We start from the raw sequence: 18,169 nt of genomic DNA on the forward strand, positions 1-18,169 counted from the left end.
TGTAAAAATATTAAAATATGAGAAAGAGAAATTTAACATGGCTGATGACTATCGTAGTGATAGGACTGTCGGTTACTGTGACATCTTGCAAAAAAGACCTTACGCCAAAGGGGGCTTTAACCACCGACCAGGTTTACGCCAACTTTGCCAACTACAAAGGAGTACTGGCCAAACTTTACTCGTCATTTGCACTAAGTGGGCAGGCTGGCCCGGCTGGCAACCCTGATATTTCGGGTATCGACGAAGGTTTTGGTAACTACCTGCGCGAGTATTACAACATGCAGGAGTTAACTACAGATGAAGCCGCTATTGTTTGGAACGATGGTACCATTCATAGCCTGCATAACATGACCTGGAATTCTGGTAACGAATTCATAACAGCCATGTACAACCGTATATTTTACGTAGTAGCTTTAAACAACGAGTTTATACGCCAAACTACTGATGCTAAATTGGCCGGCAACGGCATTACCGGCGATAACCTTGCAAAAGCAAAACAGTACCGCGCCGAAGCCCGCTTTTTAAGGGCATTGGCTTACTGGCATGCAATTGACCTTTTTGGTTCGGTACCGTTTGTAACAGAGAACGACGTTGTTGGTGTATTTTTCCCAAAACAAAAATCACGCGCCGAAATTTTTGCTTACATAGAAAGCGAATTAAAAGCAGCCGAAGCTGATATGGGTGCCCCTCGTTTTGAATACGGACGCGCAGATCAGGCTGCTGCCGATATGCTTTTAGCAAAATTATACCTTAATGCTAAAGTTTACACCGGTACAGACAGAAGCACCGACGCAATAACTTATGCAAAAAAAGTAATTGCTGATGGCTACTCATTGGAGCCTAATTTCAAAAATCTGTTCCTCGCCGATAACAACAAATCAAACGAAATAATTTTCCCTATAACATTTGATGGCTTGCATACAACCGGCTACGGAGGTATTACTTACCTTATTCACGCACCTGTGGGCGGGAATATGAAAGCTGCTGATTTTGGTATCAACGGAGGTTGGGCAGGTATACGTACTACTAAACAATACGTAAGCTTATTTACTGATAACAGCGGTAACACAGATAAAAGAGCTGTATTTTTTACTGATGGGCAAAACCTTGAAATTAATGACGAGTACACGTTTACCGATGGTTATGCCATTCAAAAATTCAGGAACGTAACTTCCACAGGTGCAGTTGGCTCAGACATAACAGGTAACTTCCCTGATACCGATTTCCCAATGTTCCGCTTGGCCGATGCTTATTTGATTTATGCCGAAGCTGTTTTACGCGGCGGTACAGGTGGCGATTTGGTTACAGCGTTAACCTATGTGAACCTGGTACGTACCAGGGCTTACGGTGGCAGCGCGACAGGCAATATTACTGCCCCACAACTTACGCTTGATTTTATTTTAAACGAAAGAGGCCGCGAGTTCCTGTTTGAAATGCACAGAAGGACAGATTTGATCCGCTTTGGCAAATTTGCCGGTGGTGATTATATCTGGGCCTGGAAAGGTGGAGTAAAAGCCGGAACAAGTGTATCTACCGATCTTAACCTGATGCCAATTCCATCAGCAGATATAGTTAACAACCCTACTTTAAAACAAAATCCGGGTTATAAATAGCATTCATTACTTACCATAAGGCGCAACGTGCCTTATGGTACTTTATAAAACATTATCAAACAGATTAAAAGAGAAAAATGAAAAGACTTTTAACCAAAATTTTAGCGATAAGCAGCCTCGGGCTATTATTGCTGCCATCCTGTAAAAAGGATGAAACAAGGGTTGTTGCAAACGTTGGTAAGGCAGGTACATTAGCGGCTACATCTACCGCTCCTGTGTTGTCAAAAGATCATGCAACTGATGTTGCAGTTACTTTTTCATGGCCCGCCACTTCGGTTACAGGGTATAGTGCAAAAGTAAGCTACACCCTGCAAATGGATGTAAAAGGCGGCAGTTTTAAATCAACCAAGCTAACTGAGGTTGCTTTAAGCGGAACTACGCAGTCATACACCGTTGGCAGTTTAAACGCAATATTGCTTACTATGGCACTATCTTATGATAACACTACCGATCTGGAAGTGCGCGTTAAATCTGCTATTGCAGCTAACTCAATATCGTACACAAACGTGCTTACATTAACGGTAAAGCCTTACAAACTTGCCAGCTACGTATATGTACCCGGTGCTTACCAGGGATGGAGCCCGGCAACCGCCGATAGCTTAAAATCGCCAAACAGCGATAATATTTACGATGGCTTTATAGCTTTCACCCCAGGTAATCTTGAGTTTAAAATTACACCTAAAAAAACATGGGATGTAGCCTATGGCGATGCGGGCAGTGGCAAGGTGAGTACCTCTGGTGGCAACTTATCTGTTCCGTCGGCCGGTTTATATGCCCTGCATCTTGACTTGAACGCAGATAAAATGACGTTTACCGCTACCAAACAAATATGGGCTGTTATTGGCGATGCTACACCAGGCGGCTGGAGCGATGATACCGATATGACCTATGATGCAGGAACAAAAACTTATGTTGTTACCGTTGCCCTTGTTGGTGGTAAACAGTTCAAATTCAGGTTTAATCATGGTTGGGATGTTAATCTTGGTGGCCCAACTTCCGGCCTTACCCAAAACGGTCCAAACATTGATGTGGCTGCAAGCGGCAACTACAAAATAGTACTTGATGCCAACGCAAATACTTATACCATTACAAAACTATAAGATACTTATTTACGGTTGATTGATTTGAAAGGCCCGCCCGGTGAAAACCAGCGGGTCTTTTTTTCTTAGTTTATTGGTTCACTGGTTCATTAGTTCATTGGTGCCTGTCTGAGGGAAGTTGGCTGCGTAAAAAAAGCGACAGCTGGGAGTTCATTGGCACGATCTGCGGGCGAATTTGACTGCACAAAAAAAGCGATTGGGGCTACCAATCGCTTTTTTTTATTGATTTATCATAAGCCGCCGGTCTAAACAAGCAGACCAATGAACTAATGAACCAGTGAACCAAAATAACTACCGTTCTTTTATATCCTTATACTCTCTGTCGGTATCGCCTGTATAAATCTGTCGCGGGCGGCCAATGGGTTCTTTGTTGGCTTTCATCTCTTTCCATTGGGCTATCCAGCCTGGTAAGCGTCCAAGGGCAAACAGCACGGTAAACATTTCTGTTGGGAAACCTAATGCCCGGTAAATAATGCCCGAGTAAAAATCAACGTTAGGGTATAACTTGCGCTCAACAAAATATGGATCTTTCAGGGCAACTTCTTCCAGTTTTTTGGCTATCTCCAGTACCTCGTCATTGATGCCTAATTTTTCTAATATATCATCACAGGCTTTCTTAATGATCTTAGCCCTCGGGTCGAAATTTTTATACACCCGGTGGCCAAAGCCCATTAAACGGAAAGGATCGTTTTTATCTTTTGCCTTGGCTATCCATTTATCGGTATCTCCCCCATCATTTTTAATTTTCTCCAGCATTTCTATCACGGCCTGGTTGGCGCCACCATGCAGCGGGCCCCACAGTGCAGAAATACCTGCCGAAATAGAGGCATATAAATTAGCATCTGATGAACCTACGATACGAACTGTTGACGTTGAGCAGTTTTGCTCGTGATCGGCATGTAGTATTAGTAATTTGTTCATTACGTCTACCACTACCCTGTCAACTTTATAATCTTCTGTACGCTCGGCAAACGTCATGTACAGGAAGTTTGTAACGTAGTCGTATTTGTTTTGAGGATACACAACCGGGTGGCCTAATGACTTTTTGTAAATCCATGATACTACTGTGCTCATTTTTGCCAGCAGTTTCATAATCTCCAGGTTCACTTCCCCGGCAGATAAACCGGGCTTCAATGATTCGGGGTTAAAAGCAGCCAATGCACCAATTAACGACGACAACTGGCCCATAGGATGTGATTTTGACGGAAAGCCATCAAAAAACTTTTTCATATCCTCATGAACCAGGGTATGGCGGCTTATCTGATATTGAAAATCGGCCAACTCCTGTTCTTTTGGTAATTCGCCGTATATCAGAAGGTAAGCTACCTCAATAAAACTGGCATTTTCGGCCAACTGCTCAATAGAGTAGCCACGATATTTAAGGATGCCTTTTTCGCCATCCAAAAAAGTAATAGCGCTTTTGGTAGCACCTGTGTTTTTGTAGCCGATATCCAGCGTTACGTAACCGCTTTGATCTCTTAGTTTTGAAATATCTATCGCTTTTTCGCCTTCTGTACCCTCAATTACCGGGAGTTCAAATGTTTTATCACCAATTTTTAGCTGTGCTGTTTCCGACATAGAAATTTTTGTATCTGCAACAAATGTAATTAAATCTGCGTATTAATACCCGCTAAGATAATTTACTATTTGTAAATTTTTAACTGCAAAATTATTAAATTACCCTTCTTTTGTTAAGTAATATTGTCCTGAATCATTAAAAAGTATTTGTTAATGTCGTTGAAAGTTAAAACAGTATTAATAATCCAAAACGACGAAACAATTTACCGGTTATTGCTTATCGGCTTATTTATTGCAAGCCCATCACTACACTACCTTTGTTATTATAACTCATATGATCCTATTTGGTTGAGGTTTATTAATAGTTTTTTGTGTATTATATCCCTTGGTTTATCTTTTGTCACCAACAAAACCATTTATACGGTAAGTACTTACGTCACAATTTTTTCCTTCCTGATCATTAACAACTACTTTTTACTAAGCATAAACGGGTTTGAGCACGCGTATCTTTTTAGTTCTATCACCATATTTATAGCCCTTACTTTGTTTTGTAAAAAAGGCTGGGAGTTTGTTGTTATATGCGGGCTTAACCTGCTGGCAATTATAGCCGCGTATATTAATGCCCCGCAGCTAAATATTTCCCTGCCAGTTCTGGTGGTGCTTATTATCATTTTTACCATTATAGCTTATGTATCTTTTCTTGTTGTTAAGGCCTATCAATACAGGCTAAAAAACGCGGTAGATAAAATGGTTAATCTGAATAATAACCTTCACTCGCTTATCGGCTCATTTAACGATATGGTATTTGAGTTTGATGAAACCAGGCTTTGCCTTAACGTTTGGTATAACGAACTTATTGAACGCTCGGCCGATCCTAAAGCACTCCTTGGCAAACGACTTGAGGAGGCACTACCACCAGACAGGGCAAAAAAGTATATTGATTGCCTTGATTACGTGATAGCAAACCGTTTACCTATGTCTATTGAATTTGTGTCTGATTACGGTACAAACCAATGGTTTAGGTGTAATATGATGCCTATTTATGATCGTAATGGAAATTATACAGGCCGAATATCTGCCGCATTGATTGATATATCTGAGCAAAAGAAAAACGCAGATGCATTAAAAGCCAACGAGGCACTACTACTTGAGGCGCAGGCTATATCAAAAACCGGTAACTGGTGGTATGACAGCATTACAGCCGAAACCTATTGGTCGGACAATTTGTTCAGCCTGCTCGAAATTGAAAGCATCCCTGCCAACATCAGCAAATTTCATTATTATATCAGTCTCATTCACCCCGATGATCGCAAAAATGCTGAAGCTTACCTTTCGAGTGTTCATCACACAACGTTGGCACAGTTTGAACACAAGTTTATTACACCAAAAGGCACGTTAAAATACATCAAAATAATTCGTGGTAACCTGTTGCAGGCCGATGATGGCAGCAGCAAAAGAATTTTTGGAGTATTACAGGATATAACCGAAGCCAAATTGTCCGAAAAAGCGGTAAAAGTTAGTCAGGTTGAACTGATGGAGGCCCAAACCATAGCTAAAATAGGTAACTGGAAATGGAACCTGGCTACAAACCTGCTTAGCTGGTCGGAGGAATTGAATATTATCCACGAAGTTTCGGCCCCTGACCTGCTCGGGGTAAAACAGATGAGCCTGTTATTAAAGTATGTTCATCCAAATGACAGGCATGTTTTAAAACAATTACTCAGAAAACCCGAAAATTTAAAAGATATATCGCAAGAGTATCGCATAATTACACCCAATGGTAATATAAAATACCTAAGTGTAATTATAGGTAAGTTAATGAAGCGCGACGATGGCAGCATCCGTAAAATCATTGGCACACTACAGGATGTAACCGAACGCAAACAAGCCGAATTGGATTACCGGCAATCGGAAAGCAAATACAAGTTGGTTTTGGAAACCATCAACCTGGCGGCAGTTACTTTAGATAAAAACGGCAACGTGATTTTTTGCAATAAATACCTTACCAAACTGCTTGGTTACTCACAGGCTGAAATTGTTGGTATGAACTGGATGGATAATTTTATACCGCACGATTTAAAAAACTTCATGCACAACTGGTTTAAAAACAATGCTGTTGAAGCCCATTTTATTAACCCTATTATTTGCCGAAACGGCGAGGAAAGGGTGATGAGCTGGCAAAACACTATTATTCTTGACGAAAACGGCGACCTGAGAGAAACCACCAGCATAGGCGAAGACATAACCGAACAACAAAAAGCACGACAGGAGTTGATCTGGGCTAAAGAAGTAGCCGAGAAAGCATCAAAATTCAAATCGGAGTTTTTATCGATCATGAGTCATGAGATACGCACCCCGATGAATGCGGTTATTGGCACTACCAATTTATTGCTCTCAGAAAATCCACGGCCCGAACAACTGGAGTACCTGAACACACTAAAATTCTCGGGCGAGAACTTGCTGGCCATCATCAATGATATTTTAGATTACAATAAAATTGAGGCAGGCAAACTTGAGCTTAACAAATCGCCGTTCAACCTCCATCAACTTATCCATAAAATAAAGCAATCTTTTCATCCCCGGGTTGCCGAAAAGCACTTATCCCTGGATGTTGTAATTGACGAGAGTATACCAGAAATGGTAACCGGCGACAACATGCGCTTAAGCCAGGTATTAAACAACCTGGTAAGCAATGCTGTAAAATTTACCCATATTGGCGGTGTTAGCATTAAGCTGGAAAAAGAAATGATAAGTAATACGGTAGTTACCGTTAAGTTTACCGTAACCGATACCGGGATAGGCATCAGTCCTGACAGCTTTGATATTGTTTTTGATCCGTTTATGCAGGATAAGCAGGTAATTAATAACGATTATGGGGGTACCGGCCTGGGCCTGGCCATTACCAAACGCCTGGTTGAGCTGCACAACAGCACCATATCTGTTACAAGCGAACTGGGTAAAGGTACATCCTTTATATTCGCCATTGCCTTTAATATAGCTCCAAAAACCATCGGCCATCAAGCGGTGACACCAGCCGTGGCCGGCCTTACATTTAGCCTTACCGGGATGAACATATTGGTGGTTGATGACAATAAGATGAACCTGATGATTGCCACGCGCTTTTTGAGGAAATGGAATGCCAGTGCCGATGAAGCATTAAACGGCGAAATAGCTGTAAACATGGTAAACAACAACAAATACAACCTAATTATTATGGATTTGCAGATGCCGGTAATGGATGGGTTTGAAGCTACGGCTATTATCAAAAAGTTGCATCCGCATATGCCTATCATTGCCCTAACGGCAGATGCAATGCCGGAAACTTATAACAAGGCGCTTGAAGCTGGCATGAGCGATTACCTTACCAAACCTTTTGCACCCGAAGCTTTATTTGAAAAAGCAGCAAAATATTACCACCCGGCAGTTAACGTCAATCAGTAAATAAAGAAGCTGTTAATTCATCTTTTCCTTAACAGATCCGCACTCTTTCATCTGTTCCGGGAAATAAGGATTTTGTATTTTTTTATCTAACGAAAGCCAGTAGCCACCGTTACCGCTATCAGCCATAGGGCAATAATCAACATAAATAGCGGCAGTTTTTATTTTACTCCCTTTTACCAGGGCAATTACATCATTACTTAAGGTTAAAAATGCAGCCCGCTGATCTTTGATATCATCGGTTGTAACAATTTTCCGGGCCAGGGTAGCCGTTTCCGAGCAGCCTTTAATACCTATAAGTTTATTTTCAAGTGCCGAAGCCGCTGCCTTAATCCGGGCTACATCCGATTTCAGGAACTGGTCTTTAAGCGCGATATAAGCAGAAAAAACATGGGTCGTATTAGCAGTATCCGCAATTTTTGCATCTACTACTTTTACAGCGGCGGCATCGGTTTTAGCAAGCTCCCGCTGCTTTGCAGGTTGGCTACATGCCGATATGGCCGCCAGCGTGGCAAGAACAGAAATACGGTTTACAATTTTCATTTATTAAGTTAGTTAGTCCGTATCGCTTCCACAGGGTCAAGGATAGATGCAAAATAGGCCGGAATAATCCCGGATAAAACACCGGTTATCAACGAGAAGCTTAACCCAGTTATAATATTTGAAGCCCCTAGTACCACCTGCACATCAAATACAGCTTTAATACCAAATGTTAAAAAATACACAAATAACAGGCCTATTAACCCTCCCATGAGGCAAAGCGATACAGATTCAATTAAAAACTGTAATAATATGAAATAGTTTTTAGCACCCAGCGATTTTTGAATGCCTATAATATTGGTACGCTCTTTTACCGATACAAACATAATGTTAGCTATACCAAAACCACCAACCAGCATTGAAAACAAACCTATTATGGCCCCCCCGGTATTTAAAACTTTAAAAACGCTATCTAACTGCTGGGTTAACATGGTTGTGCGGTTAAGCGCAAAGTTGTCTTCAACCCCAGGCCTTAAACTCCTTATTGAACGCATCAGGCCCCTGATCTCGCTTTCAACATCATCAGTGGGGATACCATCCTTACCGCGCACAATAATTGACGGGTGATAATTTTCGGCCTGGATATCTATCAGGTTATGAGCAAAGTTTAACGGCAAAAGCACCTCCTTATCAGTTGATATGCCCAGCATATCTTTTCCCTGTTTTGAAAATACGCCAACAACCGTAACATAACGCCCCATTACTTTTATCTGCTTACCTACTGCATCGCCTGCCGGGAAAAGATTTTGGGCTATATCAAATCCAATATCGGTTATGGGCGCGCCGGTTTTTGATTCCATATCGGTAAAATACCTGCCTTCGGCAAAATCAAAATTCCAGGTTTTATTATGATCTTGTGACGCTGCATCTATTTGCGCCCCATCAACCGTATTGCTTTTATATTTAATGGTGCGGTTATCAATGCTAATTTCGTAAGATAATGCCTTGGCGGTTTGGCTACGGCGGGATAGTTCATTAAAATCCTTAAGTTTTGCAACCGGCCTTTGCAGGTATTTCCACCATGGAAAATCGCTACCTCCTACCCATGGCCATTTTTCAACATAAATACTATTGTTGCCCAGCTTATTAACGCTGCTTTGCAGGTTATTTCGCAGGGTATCAACAGCCGAAAATACAGCTATAATGGTAAAAATGCCTATGGTTACCCCTAATAACGAAAGCGTTGTGCGGGTTTTGTTTTGTTTTAGCGCATCAAAAGCAAACAAAAAGCTTTCCCCGAAAAGTTTTAAAAACAGCATATAAACTTATTTTGGTTTCAATGGTTAACCTTACTGCATTTGTACCGTAGCAAAAACCAAAAAGCACAGATTTTACCCGGTTGAATGTTTTTGATTTTTAGACGGTATTGCTGCGTTTAAGTTACAGCATTTTAATATTAAACTTAAAGGTTTATAAAATAACAAGACCCTTAAAAAAATCCGTGAATTTAACAAAAAAATTCATACATTTGCGCCCTGAAAATTCATATACACAAACATGAAATTATCTCAATTTAAATTCAATTTACCAGAGTCGTTAATTGCACACAATCCATCAGCTACCCGCGACGAAGCCCGTTTAATGGTATTACACAAGGATTCTGGCAAAATTGAGCATAAAATATTTAAAGACGTACTTGACTATTTTGATGATAAGGATGTCATGATCCTTAACAATACTAAAGTATTCCCTGCCCGTTTGTATGGAAATAAAGAAAAAACAGGCGCTACTATTGAAGTTTTTTTATTACGCGAATTAAACAAAGAACTACGCTTATGGGATGTTCTTGTTGACCCGGCCCGCAAAATACGTGTAGGCAATAAATTATATTTTGGCGATGATGATTTGTTGATTGCCGAAGTTGTTGACAATACCACCTCACGTGGCCGTACCATTCGCTTTTTGTTTGATGGTACCGACGAGGAATTCCGCCGTAATGTGGAGATCCTGGGCGAAACACCGCTGCCAAAATACATTAAGCGTAAAGCTACTGCCGAAGATAAAGAACGTTACCAAACTATTTTTGCCAAACACGAAGGCGCTGTTGCAGCCCCTACTGCCGGTTTGCATTTTAGCCGCGAGTTAATGAAACGCCTCGAACTAAAAGGTGTTGATTTTGCCGAGGTTACGCTGCATGTAGGTTTAGGAACTTTCCGCCCGGTTGAGGTTGAGGATTTAACCAAACACAAAATGGATTCGGAGCAGTTTATTATCGAGCAAAAACAAGCCGATATTGTAAACCGCGGTATTGAGCGCAAGGCACGTATATGCGCTGTTGGTACCACCTCTATGCGTGCCATCGAATCGGCAGTATCTGCGGGTAAAACATTGAAAGCTGCCAACGATTGGACCAGCAAATTCATTTTTCCTCCGTACGATTTTAGCATCGCAAACTCCATGATCACCAACTTCCACACACCAGAATCAACCCTGTTGATGATGGTATCGGCATTTGGCGGTTACGAGCACGTGATGAACGCTTATGAAGTTGCCGTTAAAGAAAAATATCGCTTCTACAGTTATGGCGATGCCATGCTGATTATATAAGTTTAGATCTGAGATTTTAGATATGAGATATGGGACTAAAGCTCATATCTCATTTTTTTTGTTTTAGATTTGATAATAAAAATTCATGTCGCCCTGAACTTGCTTCAGAGCCCCACATCCTAAGCATGCACCGATGACCGAAGCTAATCTCAAATCTCATATCTCAAATCTCAAATCTAAGCATGTTATTATAGTAGCCGGCGGCTCGGGTACCCGTATGCAGGCGGCGGTGCCAAAACAATTTCTTTTGATTAACGGCCTGCCTGTATTAATGCATACCATGCTGGCATTTCACAATTCCGGCGTTAATCTCGATATCGTACTTGTGCTTCATCCAGATTTTCATGAATACTGGCATCAGCTGTGCAAAAAACATAGTTTCAGCATCCCTCACCTGCTGGTTGCCGGTGGCGAAACCCGCTTTCATTCGGTAAAAAATGGTTTGAATAGTATTCATGGTGATGAGCAGACTTTAATAGCCGTGCATGACGCCGTTCGGCCGCTTACCAGCGCCTTTGTTATCCAAACATCATACAATCACGCCGGCGAACACGGTAACGCGGTAACCGCCGTTAAAAGCCGCGATTCGGTAAGGCGTGGTACTACCGATAAATCGGTAAGTTTATTACGGGATGAAATTTACCTGGTACAAACGCCTCAAACCTTTAAAGCCGGTTTATTAAGAAAAGCTTATGAACAGGCCTTCAGCCCTAATTTTACTGATGATGCCAGCGTTGTTGAGCAAACCGGTATTGATATCCAACTTACCGAAGGTAGTCATGAAAACATCAAAATTACTTTTCCTGAAGACATAGCGATTGCAGAATTACTTTTACGCAAAAAAGCCACCGTATAGTCCGGTGGCTTTTTATTTATGCAGGTTAATTAGGCCCGCCTGATTACGCCTAATAGTAAAGCGATAATGGCTATTACCAAAAGTATGTGAATTAAATTTCCTGCATGTCCGAAGAAAAAGCCGAATAGCCATCCTAATACCAGGATAACCGCGATAATGTACAATAAGCCTCTCATTTTTGTATGTTTTTTAAAGTGATAAATGTGTTAAGCTTATTACTAAAATCATTCCAAAAATGCAGTCTAAATAAAAAAGCCCCTGAAATGAGGCTTTTTTATGCTGATTAGTATTCGTCTTCGTTAAAAAAGAAATCATCTTTGGTCGGGTAATCCGGCCATATCTCTTCTATATTTTCGTACGGTTCACCATCATCTTCCAATGCCTGCAGGTTTTCAATCACCTCAACAGGAGCTCCGGAACGGATAGCATAATCAATTAATTCATCTTTTGTTGCGGGCCATGGGGCATCTTCAAGATGCGATGCAAGTTCAAGTGTCCAATACATATTTCTCTATATTTTATAATTTATCAGTAAATTAACTTTTTCGCAAAACTATAATATTTTTAAGTGGAATATCAATATTTTTTTTCACATTATCAAATTCTCGGTATCCATTGATTTTCAGGCACTTTATTATCATATCCAATTTTACGGGCCAATGTGAACAGGTAATCGCTCAACCGGTTCAGGTAAATATTCACTTTTTCGTCTACGGTACTCCCGGTGGCCAGTTCAACGGTTATCCGCTCGGCGCGCCTGCATATACATCTTGCAATATGGCAAAACGAAATGGCATTACTGCCACCAGGTAAAATAAAATGACGCAGCTGGGGCAATTGCTCATTCATGCTGTCCATTTCTTGCTCAAGCAGTTCCACATCTTCCATATGCAAATCAGGTATCACCATTTTTGACTTTTCGGGGTCTGCCGCCAAAGAGGAGCCTATAGTAAACAACCTGTCCTGTATCTGCTTCAATATGTCCTTATCATGTTCAGCAATATCCTGATCGCGAATAAGGCCTATGTACGAGTTTAGCTCATCAACAGTTCCATAGCTTTCAATCCGCAGGTGGTATTTAGCTACCCGGGTACCGCCTATCAATGATGTAAACCCTTTATCTCCTGTTTTAGTATATATTTTCATGAATTCTTTTTGTACTCATTTCGGCCTAAGTGAATATATCACTTTTACCAGAAACAAATAGCGCAATTCCAACATTATAACACAACACTTTTGCGCAATTTTTACATATAAAATGCTTTTATAAAATGATAGCATTAAACTTGCACCTATAATATAGTCAAAACCGTTATTTAATGAAAGTCATGAAATCGATCATATTATCATCTAAGCTATTGTTCCTTGCTGCCAGCACACTGGTTATATCATCTGTTAGCTGCGGCGGCAGTACCGGGGATAAAAAAACTCAGGATACTACCGCAATAACTGCAACTGCGCCTAAGGCATCCATCAGCAGCATACTTACCGAAAAGCAGTTTAATGATCTTTTTCCGCAGCGCGATAAATTTTATACCTACGCCGCTTTTATTAAAGCGGCAAATGAATTAGGGCAGGTTAAAGTAAAAATATCCCGCCGTGCGGTGTCTGTTTATCAATTTATACGCACCAACAAAAAAAACGGTAAAGATTCTGTGGCACGCCAGGACGCCGATTGGAATGAAGAATGGGCCAAAAAGAAACCCGACAGCGTGTTTACTGTTGACTATGGCGACTTTTGCACTGCCTCGGCAGCCGATGTCAACAAAAAAGAACTGGCAGCTTTTTTTGCACAAATAGCCCACGAAACCCGGCACGGCATGAACGGTAGCTATACCGACGGATTAATGCTGATACATGAAGACAACACATCAAATGTGTATGTATCCGACAGCGACGAATATCCCGCCGTTAAAGGCAAAAAATATTATGGCCGTGGTCCTATGCAATTAAGTTATAACGGAAACTACGGTTTTGCTTCGAACATTATTTTTGGCAACTCAAAAATCTTGCTCAACACCCCCGAACTGGTAGAACAAGATGCGGTGATAGCTTTTAAAGCTGCCATATATTTTTGGATGACACCCGAAACCCATAAGCCATCGGCCCATGATGTTATGACCGGCAAATGGCAACCAACCGCTAATGATAAGGCAAATGGCCGTACTACTCCCGGCTTTGGCATGACTATCAATATTGTTAACGGCGATGTGGAATGTGGCAAAGGCGATAACTTCGGAATGACAGATCGTATTGGTTTTTACCAGTTCTTTTTAAAGAAGCTCGGCATCACCGATGTAAATTGCGCCTGTTCATGCGCTACAATGAAGCCATATAAATATTAAAGCAACCACTAACTACTTTTCAGCATACAGCAACCGCAATAAACTTAGCTATCATATAGCTTCATAATCTTATATTTAGGTTATGAAAAAACTTACTTTATTTTTCTGGCTGATGGTGACTGTTCATTGTGGTTTTGCTCAAAACAACGCCAAACCGGCTAAAGGAACAACATTACCAGACATAGCGACTATTAAAGCAAATCTTGACCAGCAATTTACTAGCCGGGACTTTGCCAAATTGTGGACAAAAACTACAAACGACTGCATTTATGGCTTTATAGGCGATCAATACCAACGTATACGTGTTAAATTTATATCGGTTAAAAAGATGCCGGGGACTAACATTTATACTGTAGCAGGTAAATCGATGGTTAAAACCAATATTTGTGACTTTAAAGGAACCATAGCTATAATCAATGTATCTAAACTTGAAAATATCTCCTACGGAGTCGATGACAGATATAAAAACAAAGGCATAAAAGGCCAGTTTGTAATAAAAGGAAATTACATTTTTGCAGAAACCAAAGGACAACCTCACTCCGGTATATTTGAAGGAAACTTTAAAACGTCTTTCTATTTGGATAGGAGTAACAATATTATTTACGATGATATTGATTTAGATGCCGACGGCTATACCAATAATGAGTTTACGGGAAACTGGAAAATGTACAATAGTAACTTTATACAACGATGCAACTGGGGCGACTTTCGGGTACCAAATTGTGGCGATTTAGATATAGGGGCGGGCGAATTTAGCCCCAACAATAAATACTTGAAATATGGATGGCAATCTGTAAGGGATGCTTATGTTGGGAACAAACCGAATTCAAAGATGGCTTTAAAGACAGAAAAGGGCGAATGGTGGAAGTAACCTACTGTTATGTTAATCCTGAAACAATGAAAGGCCTTAGTTCAAAGCCCAAAAGTCAACTCATGACTCAAGACTCAGAACTTTTGACTCAACCCTACCTTTTCAGTGTAAAAGTAAACGCCGTAAACTCACCGACAACCGAGCTCACCTTTACGGTACCCCCTAATGCCTCAACCAAGCTTTTTACGGTACTTAAACCTACACCCGAGCCTTGGGTATCAAACCTATCCTTGGTGCCCAGTGTGGTCATGGGTTCAAATATTTTGGTATGGTTTTCCGGGGCAATACCTATGCCGTTATCGGTAATAGTAAAAGTGTAAAACCAGTTATCGGCAGTAAATTCAATTTGTATAACCCCAGCCGACTTGTTGTTATAACGGATAGCGTTATTGAGCAGGTTAGTCATGATTTGCTCAAATGCAACAACCGACGTTATAATTTTAATAGGCCGCGATAATATGTTAATGGTAAATGCAACTGGCAGGTTTACCAGTTTAAGTACATCATTTAACAACTGCATTACCTCAACCTCCTCCCTGTTTTGCATCAGCACTTTGCTCGATTTTGAATAATCGAGCATCTTTTCCAACAACGAGATTAATTTATAGGATGATGCATTAATGATATCCAGGAATTTGTTCCCTTTTTCATCAAGCTTATCTTTAAACCTATCTTTTAACACCTGGCCGGTGAGCAAAATATTGGTGAGCGGATTGCGGATATCATGAGCTGCCATTATAGCAAATTTTTCAAGATATTGATTTGATTCCTCGAGTTGGAGCCGGACCGCATTAAGCTCGTTAACTTTCTTTTTAAGTTCAAGTTGTGCCACCACCTGGTTAGCAAGCGCTTTAAGGGCAAGTATTTGGGCATTATTAAGCTGGCGGGCTTTATGATCAATAACGCAAAGGGTACCCAAGGCATAACCATCCGGATTAATTAGCGGCACGCCGGTATAAAAAACAACCTGTGGGGTACCTGTTACCAGTGGATTATCGGCAAATCGTTCATCAATTTGCGCATCGGGAACAACCATTACTTTTTCAGGCTCCAAAATAGCATGGGCGCAAAATGCAAGCTCTTTAGGTGTTTGAGTAACTTCAAGCCCTTTATTTGATTTAAACCATTGCCTGTCGTCATCAATTAAGCTAACCAGCGAAATAGGTGTTTGACAAATTTCAGATGCAATGAGCGTTATTTCGTCAAAACCCTGTTCGGGCAAAGTATCCAGAATTTGGTAGGAGTTTAAAGCGGCAAGGCGCTCATTTTCGTTTTCCGGAACTGGAGGTTTTATCATTAAATTTTACCGATAACAAAACAGCTTCTAAGTTAAAGAAATGTTATGGCAATTAAGAGATATTTGTATCATAAAAATTACAACTCATTAGGATATGCGATAACCAACTGCAGACTTTGCATTTGCAAAATCGCCGTTTCGCAAGTATCAAAAGCAAAATATCCCGAAAGGCGAACCTTCCGGGATATCTGATAGTTTAAAGCTTTTGTTCAAAACCTATTTCTTAGCTTGTTGTTGGGCTTTCATCATTTCTTCCATACGGGCCTGGAAACCTGATTTCTTTTTCTTTTCCTCGGGTTTCTTTTTGTTTTCCTGAATTTGGGCATGAATCTTTTTATCGTCAACCATGAACTTAATCAGGTATTGTTGTAAAAAGGTAAGCATGTTGGCCAAAAAGTAGTAATAATTTAAACCTGCCGGGTAGTTATTCAGGGTAAATAAGAATATAAGCGGCGTAATGTACCCGATGTATTTCATCTGTCCGGTGGCACCCGAAATCTGGTTATTGAAATAGGTGTATATCAACGTAGAAATCGTCATCAGCAAACACATCAAACTAATGTGATCGGCACCCATAATAGGCGCAAATTTAATTACAGCATCGTAAGTTGATAAGTCATGCATCCACAAAAAACTTTGGCCCCGAAGTTCAAATAAACTTGGGAAAAACTTGAAGAAAGCAATAACGATAGGCATTTGTATTAACAATGGTAAACATCCGCCTAATGGATTTACCCCCGCCTTTTTATATAGCTTCAGGTATTCCTGCTGTAAAAGTGTTGGATTATCCTCTCCTACTTTCGCTTTAATTTCATCCATCTCGGGCTTCAACACACGCATTTTAGCCATCGATAAGTACGACTTATAGGTAAGCGGCGACAATACCAGTTTTAAAGCGATGGTAAGAATTAGGATAATTAAACCGTAATTCCAGTTAAATTGGTTCAGTAAGTTAAACAGCGGTAATACTGCAAACTGGTTAATGTATTTTAATGGGCTAAAGCCTAAGTAAACCAATTTTTGCAAATCATGGCCCTGATCTTTCAGCGTTGAATAACGATTGGGGCTAAAATAAAACTCCAGAGGCACGCTACCATCGGTACTACGTACCAATGTAAGGTCGGCTTTCATTTGTTTAACGTCAGTTGTATCGGCTACGTCCGTTATTACAGCCATATTTGATTTACTGATACCATTGGCAGCAACAAGTGTACTTGAAAAGAAGTGTTGTTTGAAAGAAACCCAAACATTCTTTTTATCGCTTATCTCTTTCTGATCGTCTTTGTTTTCATTAAGCCAATCAACAGTGTTCTCTGTGTTATAGTAATACACGGTAGAGTACTGGCGCTCCTGTTTCATATCCTTTTCCTGTTTGTGCAGGCTGGCTGCCCAGTTCAGGTTAAGGTTGCTGCTGTTAGCCATAACGCCATCAAGCCCGGTTGGCTTAATGGTAAGGCCTAATTTAAAGCCAGTGCCTTTTAAGCTGTATACATAATCAATATACTGCGTTGGGCTATAGCTTAAACGCAGGGTAATGGAGGCTGAATCTTTTTCGGCTACTTTTAAATCGGTACCGCTTGGGGTAAAATAATACTCGTCGGTATTGATGTTTTTAGCACCAACGTTAAAATTTAAACCAAAATGATCTTTATCGCCACTGAACAGTACCAGCGGCTTTTTATCAAAGGTTTTGTAATTTTTTAACTCAACCGATGCTACTTTACCGCCTTTGGTGTTCAGTTTAACTACTAATTCCTGGTTTTCTATGGTGATAACCTTCTCGCTGCCTACTGATGCCGCGCCGAAGGGGCTTTTTAAAGTTGCAGAATCGGCAACGGTTTTAACCGCGGCTTTAGTGGTATCAAACTTAGCAGCTACCGGCGTGTTTGTTTTATTAAACAAACCCTTTTTTACCGAATCCTGGTGTTGCACCAGGCGTTCTTTTTTCAATTCGGCTTCATTCGGCTTTAAAAAATAAATTGAGCCGGCTATGATGGCCATAATCAGGAATAATCCTGTGAAAGTATTTTTATCCATTATATTG

The 18,169-nt window shown here is 40.6% G+C and carries 15 protein-coding genes; 7 read left to right on the plus strand and 8 right to left on the minus strand.

Going from position 1 to position 18,169, the window contains the following annotated elements; genetic code table 11:
* Positions 1-17: 17 nt before the first annotated feature.
* Positions 18-1,613: a RagB/SusD family nutrient uptake outer membrane protein gene (locus tag FSB76_RS02900; RefSeq protein ID WP_147052101.1), complete on the plus strand. Its 1,596-nt coding sequence runs from the start codon at positions 18-20 to the stop codon at positions 1,611-1,613.
* Between the two features lie 77 nt (positions 1,614-1,690).
* Complete coding sequence (locus FSB76_RS02905) at positions 1,691-2,713, plus strand: SusE domain-containing protein (RefSeq protein WP_147052102.1); 1,023 nt, start codon at positions 1,691-1,693, stop codon at positions 2,711-2,713.
* 291 nt (positions 2,714-3,004) lie between these two features.
* Here the strand turns inward: FSB76_RS02905 and FSB76_RS02910 are convergent, their stop codons facing one another.
* Entirely contained in the window at positions 3,005-4,291 is a 1,287-nt protein-coding gene (locus tag FSB76_RS02910; RefSeq protein WP_147052103.1) for a citrate synthase, read from the minus strand.
* A gap of 153 nt (positions 4,292-4,444) precedes the next feature.
* On the opposite strand from FSB76_RS02910, the gene FSB76_RS02915 reads away from it, so the two are divergent.
* Positions 4,445-7,672 (plus strand): PAS domain-containing hybrid sensor histidine kinase/response regulator, encoded by a 3,228-nt coding sequence (locus FSB76_RS02915; protein ID WP_147052104.1) that lies wholly within the window; start codon positions 4,445-4,447, stop codon positions 7,670-7,672.
* A 12-nt stretch (positions 7,673-7,684) separates the two neighbouring features.
* Here the strand turns inward: FSB76_RS02915 and FSB76_RS02920 are convergent, their stop codons facing one another.
* Both FSB76_RS02920 and FSB76_RS02925 read right to left on the minus strand, forming a co-directional pair.
* Positions 7,685-8,212, minus strand: coding sequence for a DUF3347 domain-containing protein (locus FSB76_RS02920; protein ID WP_147052105.1), 528 nt, complete (start codon positions 8,210-8,212; stop codon positions 7,685-7,687).
* Positions 8,213-8,220: 8 nt separating this feature from the next.
* Entirely contained in the window at positions 8,221-9,468 is a 1,248-nt protein-coding gene (locus FSB76_RS02925) for an ABC transporter permease (protein WP_147052106.1), read from the minus strand.
* Positions 9,469-9,706: 238 nt separating this feature from the next.
* Here FSB76_RS02925 and queA point away from each other — a divergent pair, with 238 nt between their 5' ends.
* On the plus strand, positions 9,707-10,756 hold the full coding sequence (gene queA / locus FSB76_RS02930; RefSeq protein ID WP_090652026.1) for a tRNA preQ1(34) S-adenosylmethionine ribosyltransferase-isomerase QueA: 1,050 nt from the start codon (positions 9,707-9,709) through the stop codon (positions 10,754-10,756).
* 133 nt (positions 10,757-10,889) lie between these two features.
* Complete coding sequence (locus FSB76_RS02935; protein WP_147052107.1) at positions 10,890-11,612, plus strand: 2-C-methyl-D-erythritol 4-phosphate cytidylyltransferase; 723 nt, start codon at positions 10,890-10,892, stop codon at positions 11,610-11,612.
* A 29-nt stretch (positions 11,613-11,641) separates the two neighbouring features.
* Here FSB76_RS02935 and FSB76_RS02940 read toward each other — a convergent pair whose 3' ends face one another.
* The 3 genes from FSB76_RS02940 to FSB76_RS02950 form a co-directional block, all read right to left on the minus strand.
* Positions 11,642-11,788: a lmo0937 family membrane protein gene (locus tag FSB76_RS02940; RefSeq protein WP_147052108.1), complete on the minus strand. Its 147-nt coding sequence runs from the start codon at positions 11,786-11,788 to the stop codon at positions 11,642-11,644.
* A 107-nt stretch (positions 11,789-11,895) separates the two neighbouring features.
* Entirely contained in the window at positions 11,896-12,117 is a 222-nt protein-coding gene (locus tag FSB76_RS02945) for a DUF2795 domain-containing protein (RefSeq protein WP_002996718.1), read from the minus strand.
* A 92-nt stretch (positions 12,118-12,209) separates the two neighbouring features.
* Positions 12,210-12,758, minus strand: coding sequence for a cob(I)yrinic acid a,c-diamide adenosyltransferase (locus FSB76_RS02950; RefSeq protein ID WP_147052109.1), 549 nt, complete (start codon positions 12,756-12,758; stop codon positions 12,210-12,212).
* A 182-nt stretch (positions 12,759-12,940) separates the two neighbouring features.
* On the opposite strand from FSB76_RS02950, the gene FSB76_RS02955 reads away from it, so the two are divergent.
* The gene (locus FSB76_RS02955; RefSeq protein ID WP_158642825.1) at positions 12,941-13,957 is read left to right on the plus strand and encodes a chitinase; all 1,017 of its coding nucleotides are present in this window, start codon (positions 12,941-12,943) and stop codon (positions 13,955-13,957) included.
* Positions 13,958-14,039: 82 nt separating this feature from the next.
* Positions 14,040-14,828, plus strand: a complete 789-nt coding sequence (locus FSB76_RS02960) for a hypothetical protein (RefSeq protein WP_147052111.1) — start codon at positions 14,040-14,042, stop codon at positions 14,826-14,828.
* Positions 14,829-14,922: 94 nt separating this feature from the next.
* On the opposite strand, the gene FSB76_RS02965 is transcribed toward FSB76_RS02960, so the two are convergent.
* Both FSB76_RS02965 and yidC read right to left on the minus strand, forming a co-directional pair.
* Complete coding sequence (locus tag FSB76_RS02965; protein WP_147052112.1) at positions 14,923-16,125, minus strand: sensor histidine kinase; 1,203 nt, start codon at positions 16,123-16,125, stop codon at positions 14,923-14,925.
* A 216-nt stretch (positions 16,126-16,341) separates the two neighbouring features.
* Positions 16,342-18,162: a membrane protein insertase YidC gene (yidC, locus tag FSB76_RS02970; protein ID WP_147052113.1), complete on the minus strand. Its 1,821-nt coding sequence runs from the start codon at positions 18,160-18,162 to the stop codon at positions 16,342-16,344.
* Positions 18,163-18,169: the final 7 nt, after the last annotated feature.

It is taken from the genome of Mucilaginibacter ginsenosidivorax (assembly GCF_007971525.1).
Taxonomy (GTDB): Bacteria; Bacteroidota; Bacteroidia; order Sphingobacteriales; family Sphingobacteriaceae; genus Mucilaginibacter; species Mucilaginibacter ginsenosidivorax.

Bases quoted from the DNA above. Each gene is read 5' to 3' on its own strand.
- FSB76_RS02900 (WP_147052101.1), top strand. From the start codon at position 18: ATGAGAAAGAGAAATTTAACATGGCTGATGACTATCGTAGTGATAGGA.
- FSB76_RS02905 (WP_147052102.1), top strand. From the start codon at position 1,691: ATGAAAAGACTTTTAACCAAAATTTTAGCGATAAGCAGCCTCGGGCTA.
- FSB76_RS02910 (WP_147052103.1), bottom strand. From the start codon at position 4,291: ATGTCGGAAACAGCACAGCTAAAAATTGGTGATAAAACATTTGAACTC.
- FSB76_RS02915 (WP_147052104.1), top strand. From the start codon at position 4,445: ATGTCGTTGAAAGTTAAAACAGTATTAATAATCCAAAACGACGAAACA.
- FSB76_RS02920 (WP_147052105.1), bottom strand. From the start codon at position 8,212: ATGAAAATTGTAAACCGTATTTCTGTTCTTGCCACGCTGGCGGCCATA.
- FSB76_RS02925 (WP_147052106.1), bottom strand. From the start codon at position 9,468: ATGCTGTTTTTAAAACTTTTCGGGGAAAGCTTTTTGTTTGCTTTTGAT.
- queA (WP_090652026.1), top strand. From the start codon at position 9,707: ATGAAATTATCTCAATTTAAATTCAATTTACCAGAGTCGTTAATTGCA.
- FSB76_RS02935 (WP_147052107.1), top strand. From the start codon at position 10,890: ATGACCGAAGCTAATCTCAAATCTCATATCTCAAATCTCAAATCTAAG.
- FSB76_RS02940 (WP_147052108.1), bottom strand. From the start codon at position 11,788: ATGAGAGGCTTATTGTACATTATCGCGGTTATCCTGGTATTAGGATGG.
- FSB76_RS02945 (WP_002996718.1), bottom strand. From the start codon at position 12,117: ATGTATTGGACACTTGAACTTGCATCGCATCTTGAAGATGCCCCATGG.
- FSB76_RS02950 (WP_147052109.1), bottom strand. From the start codon at position 12,758: ATGAAAATATATACTAAAACAGGAGATAAAGGGTTTACATCATTGATA.
- FSB76_RS02955 (WP_158642825.1), top strand. From the start codon at position 12,941: ATGAAATCGATCATATTATCATCTAAGCTATTGTTCCTTGCTGCCAGC.
- FSB76_RS02960 (WP_147052111.1), top strand. From the start codon at position 14,040: ATGAAAAAACTTACTTTATTTTTCTGGCTGATGGTGACTGTTCATTGT.
- FSB76_RS02965 (WP_147052112.1), bottom strand. From the start codon at position 16,125: ATGATAAAACCTCCAGTTCCGGAAAACGAAAATGAGCGCCTTGCCGCT.
- yidC (WP_147052113.1), bottom strand. From the start codon at position 18,162: ATGGATAAAAATACTTTCACAGGATTATTCCTGATTATGGCCATCATA.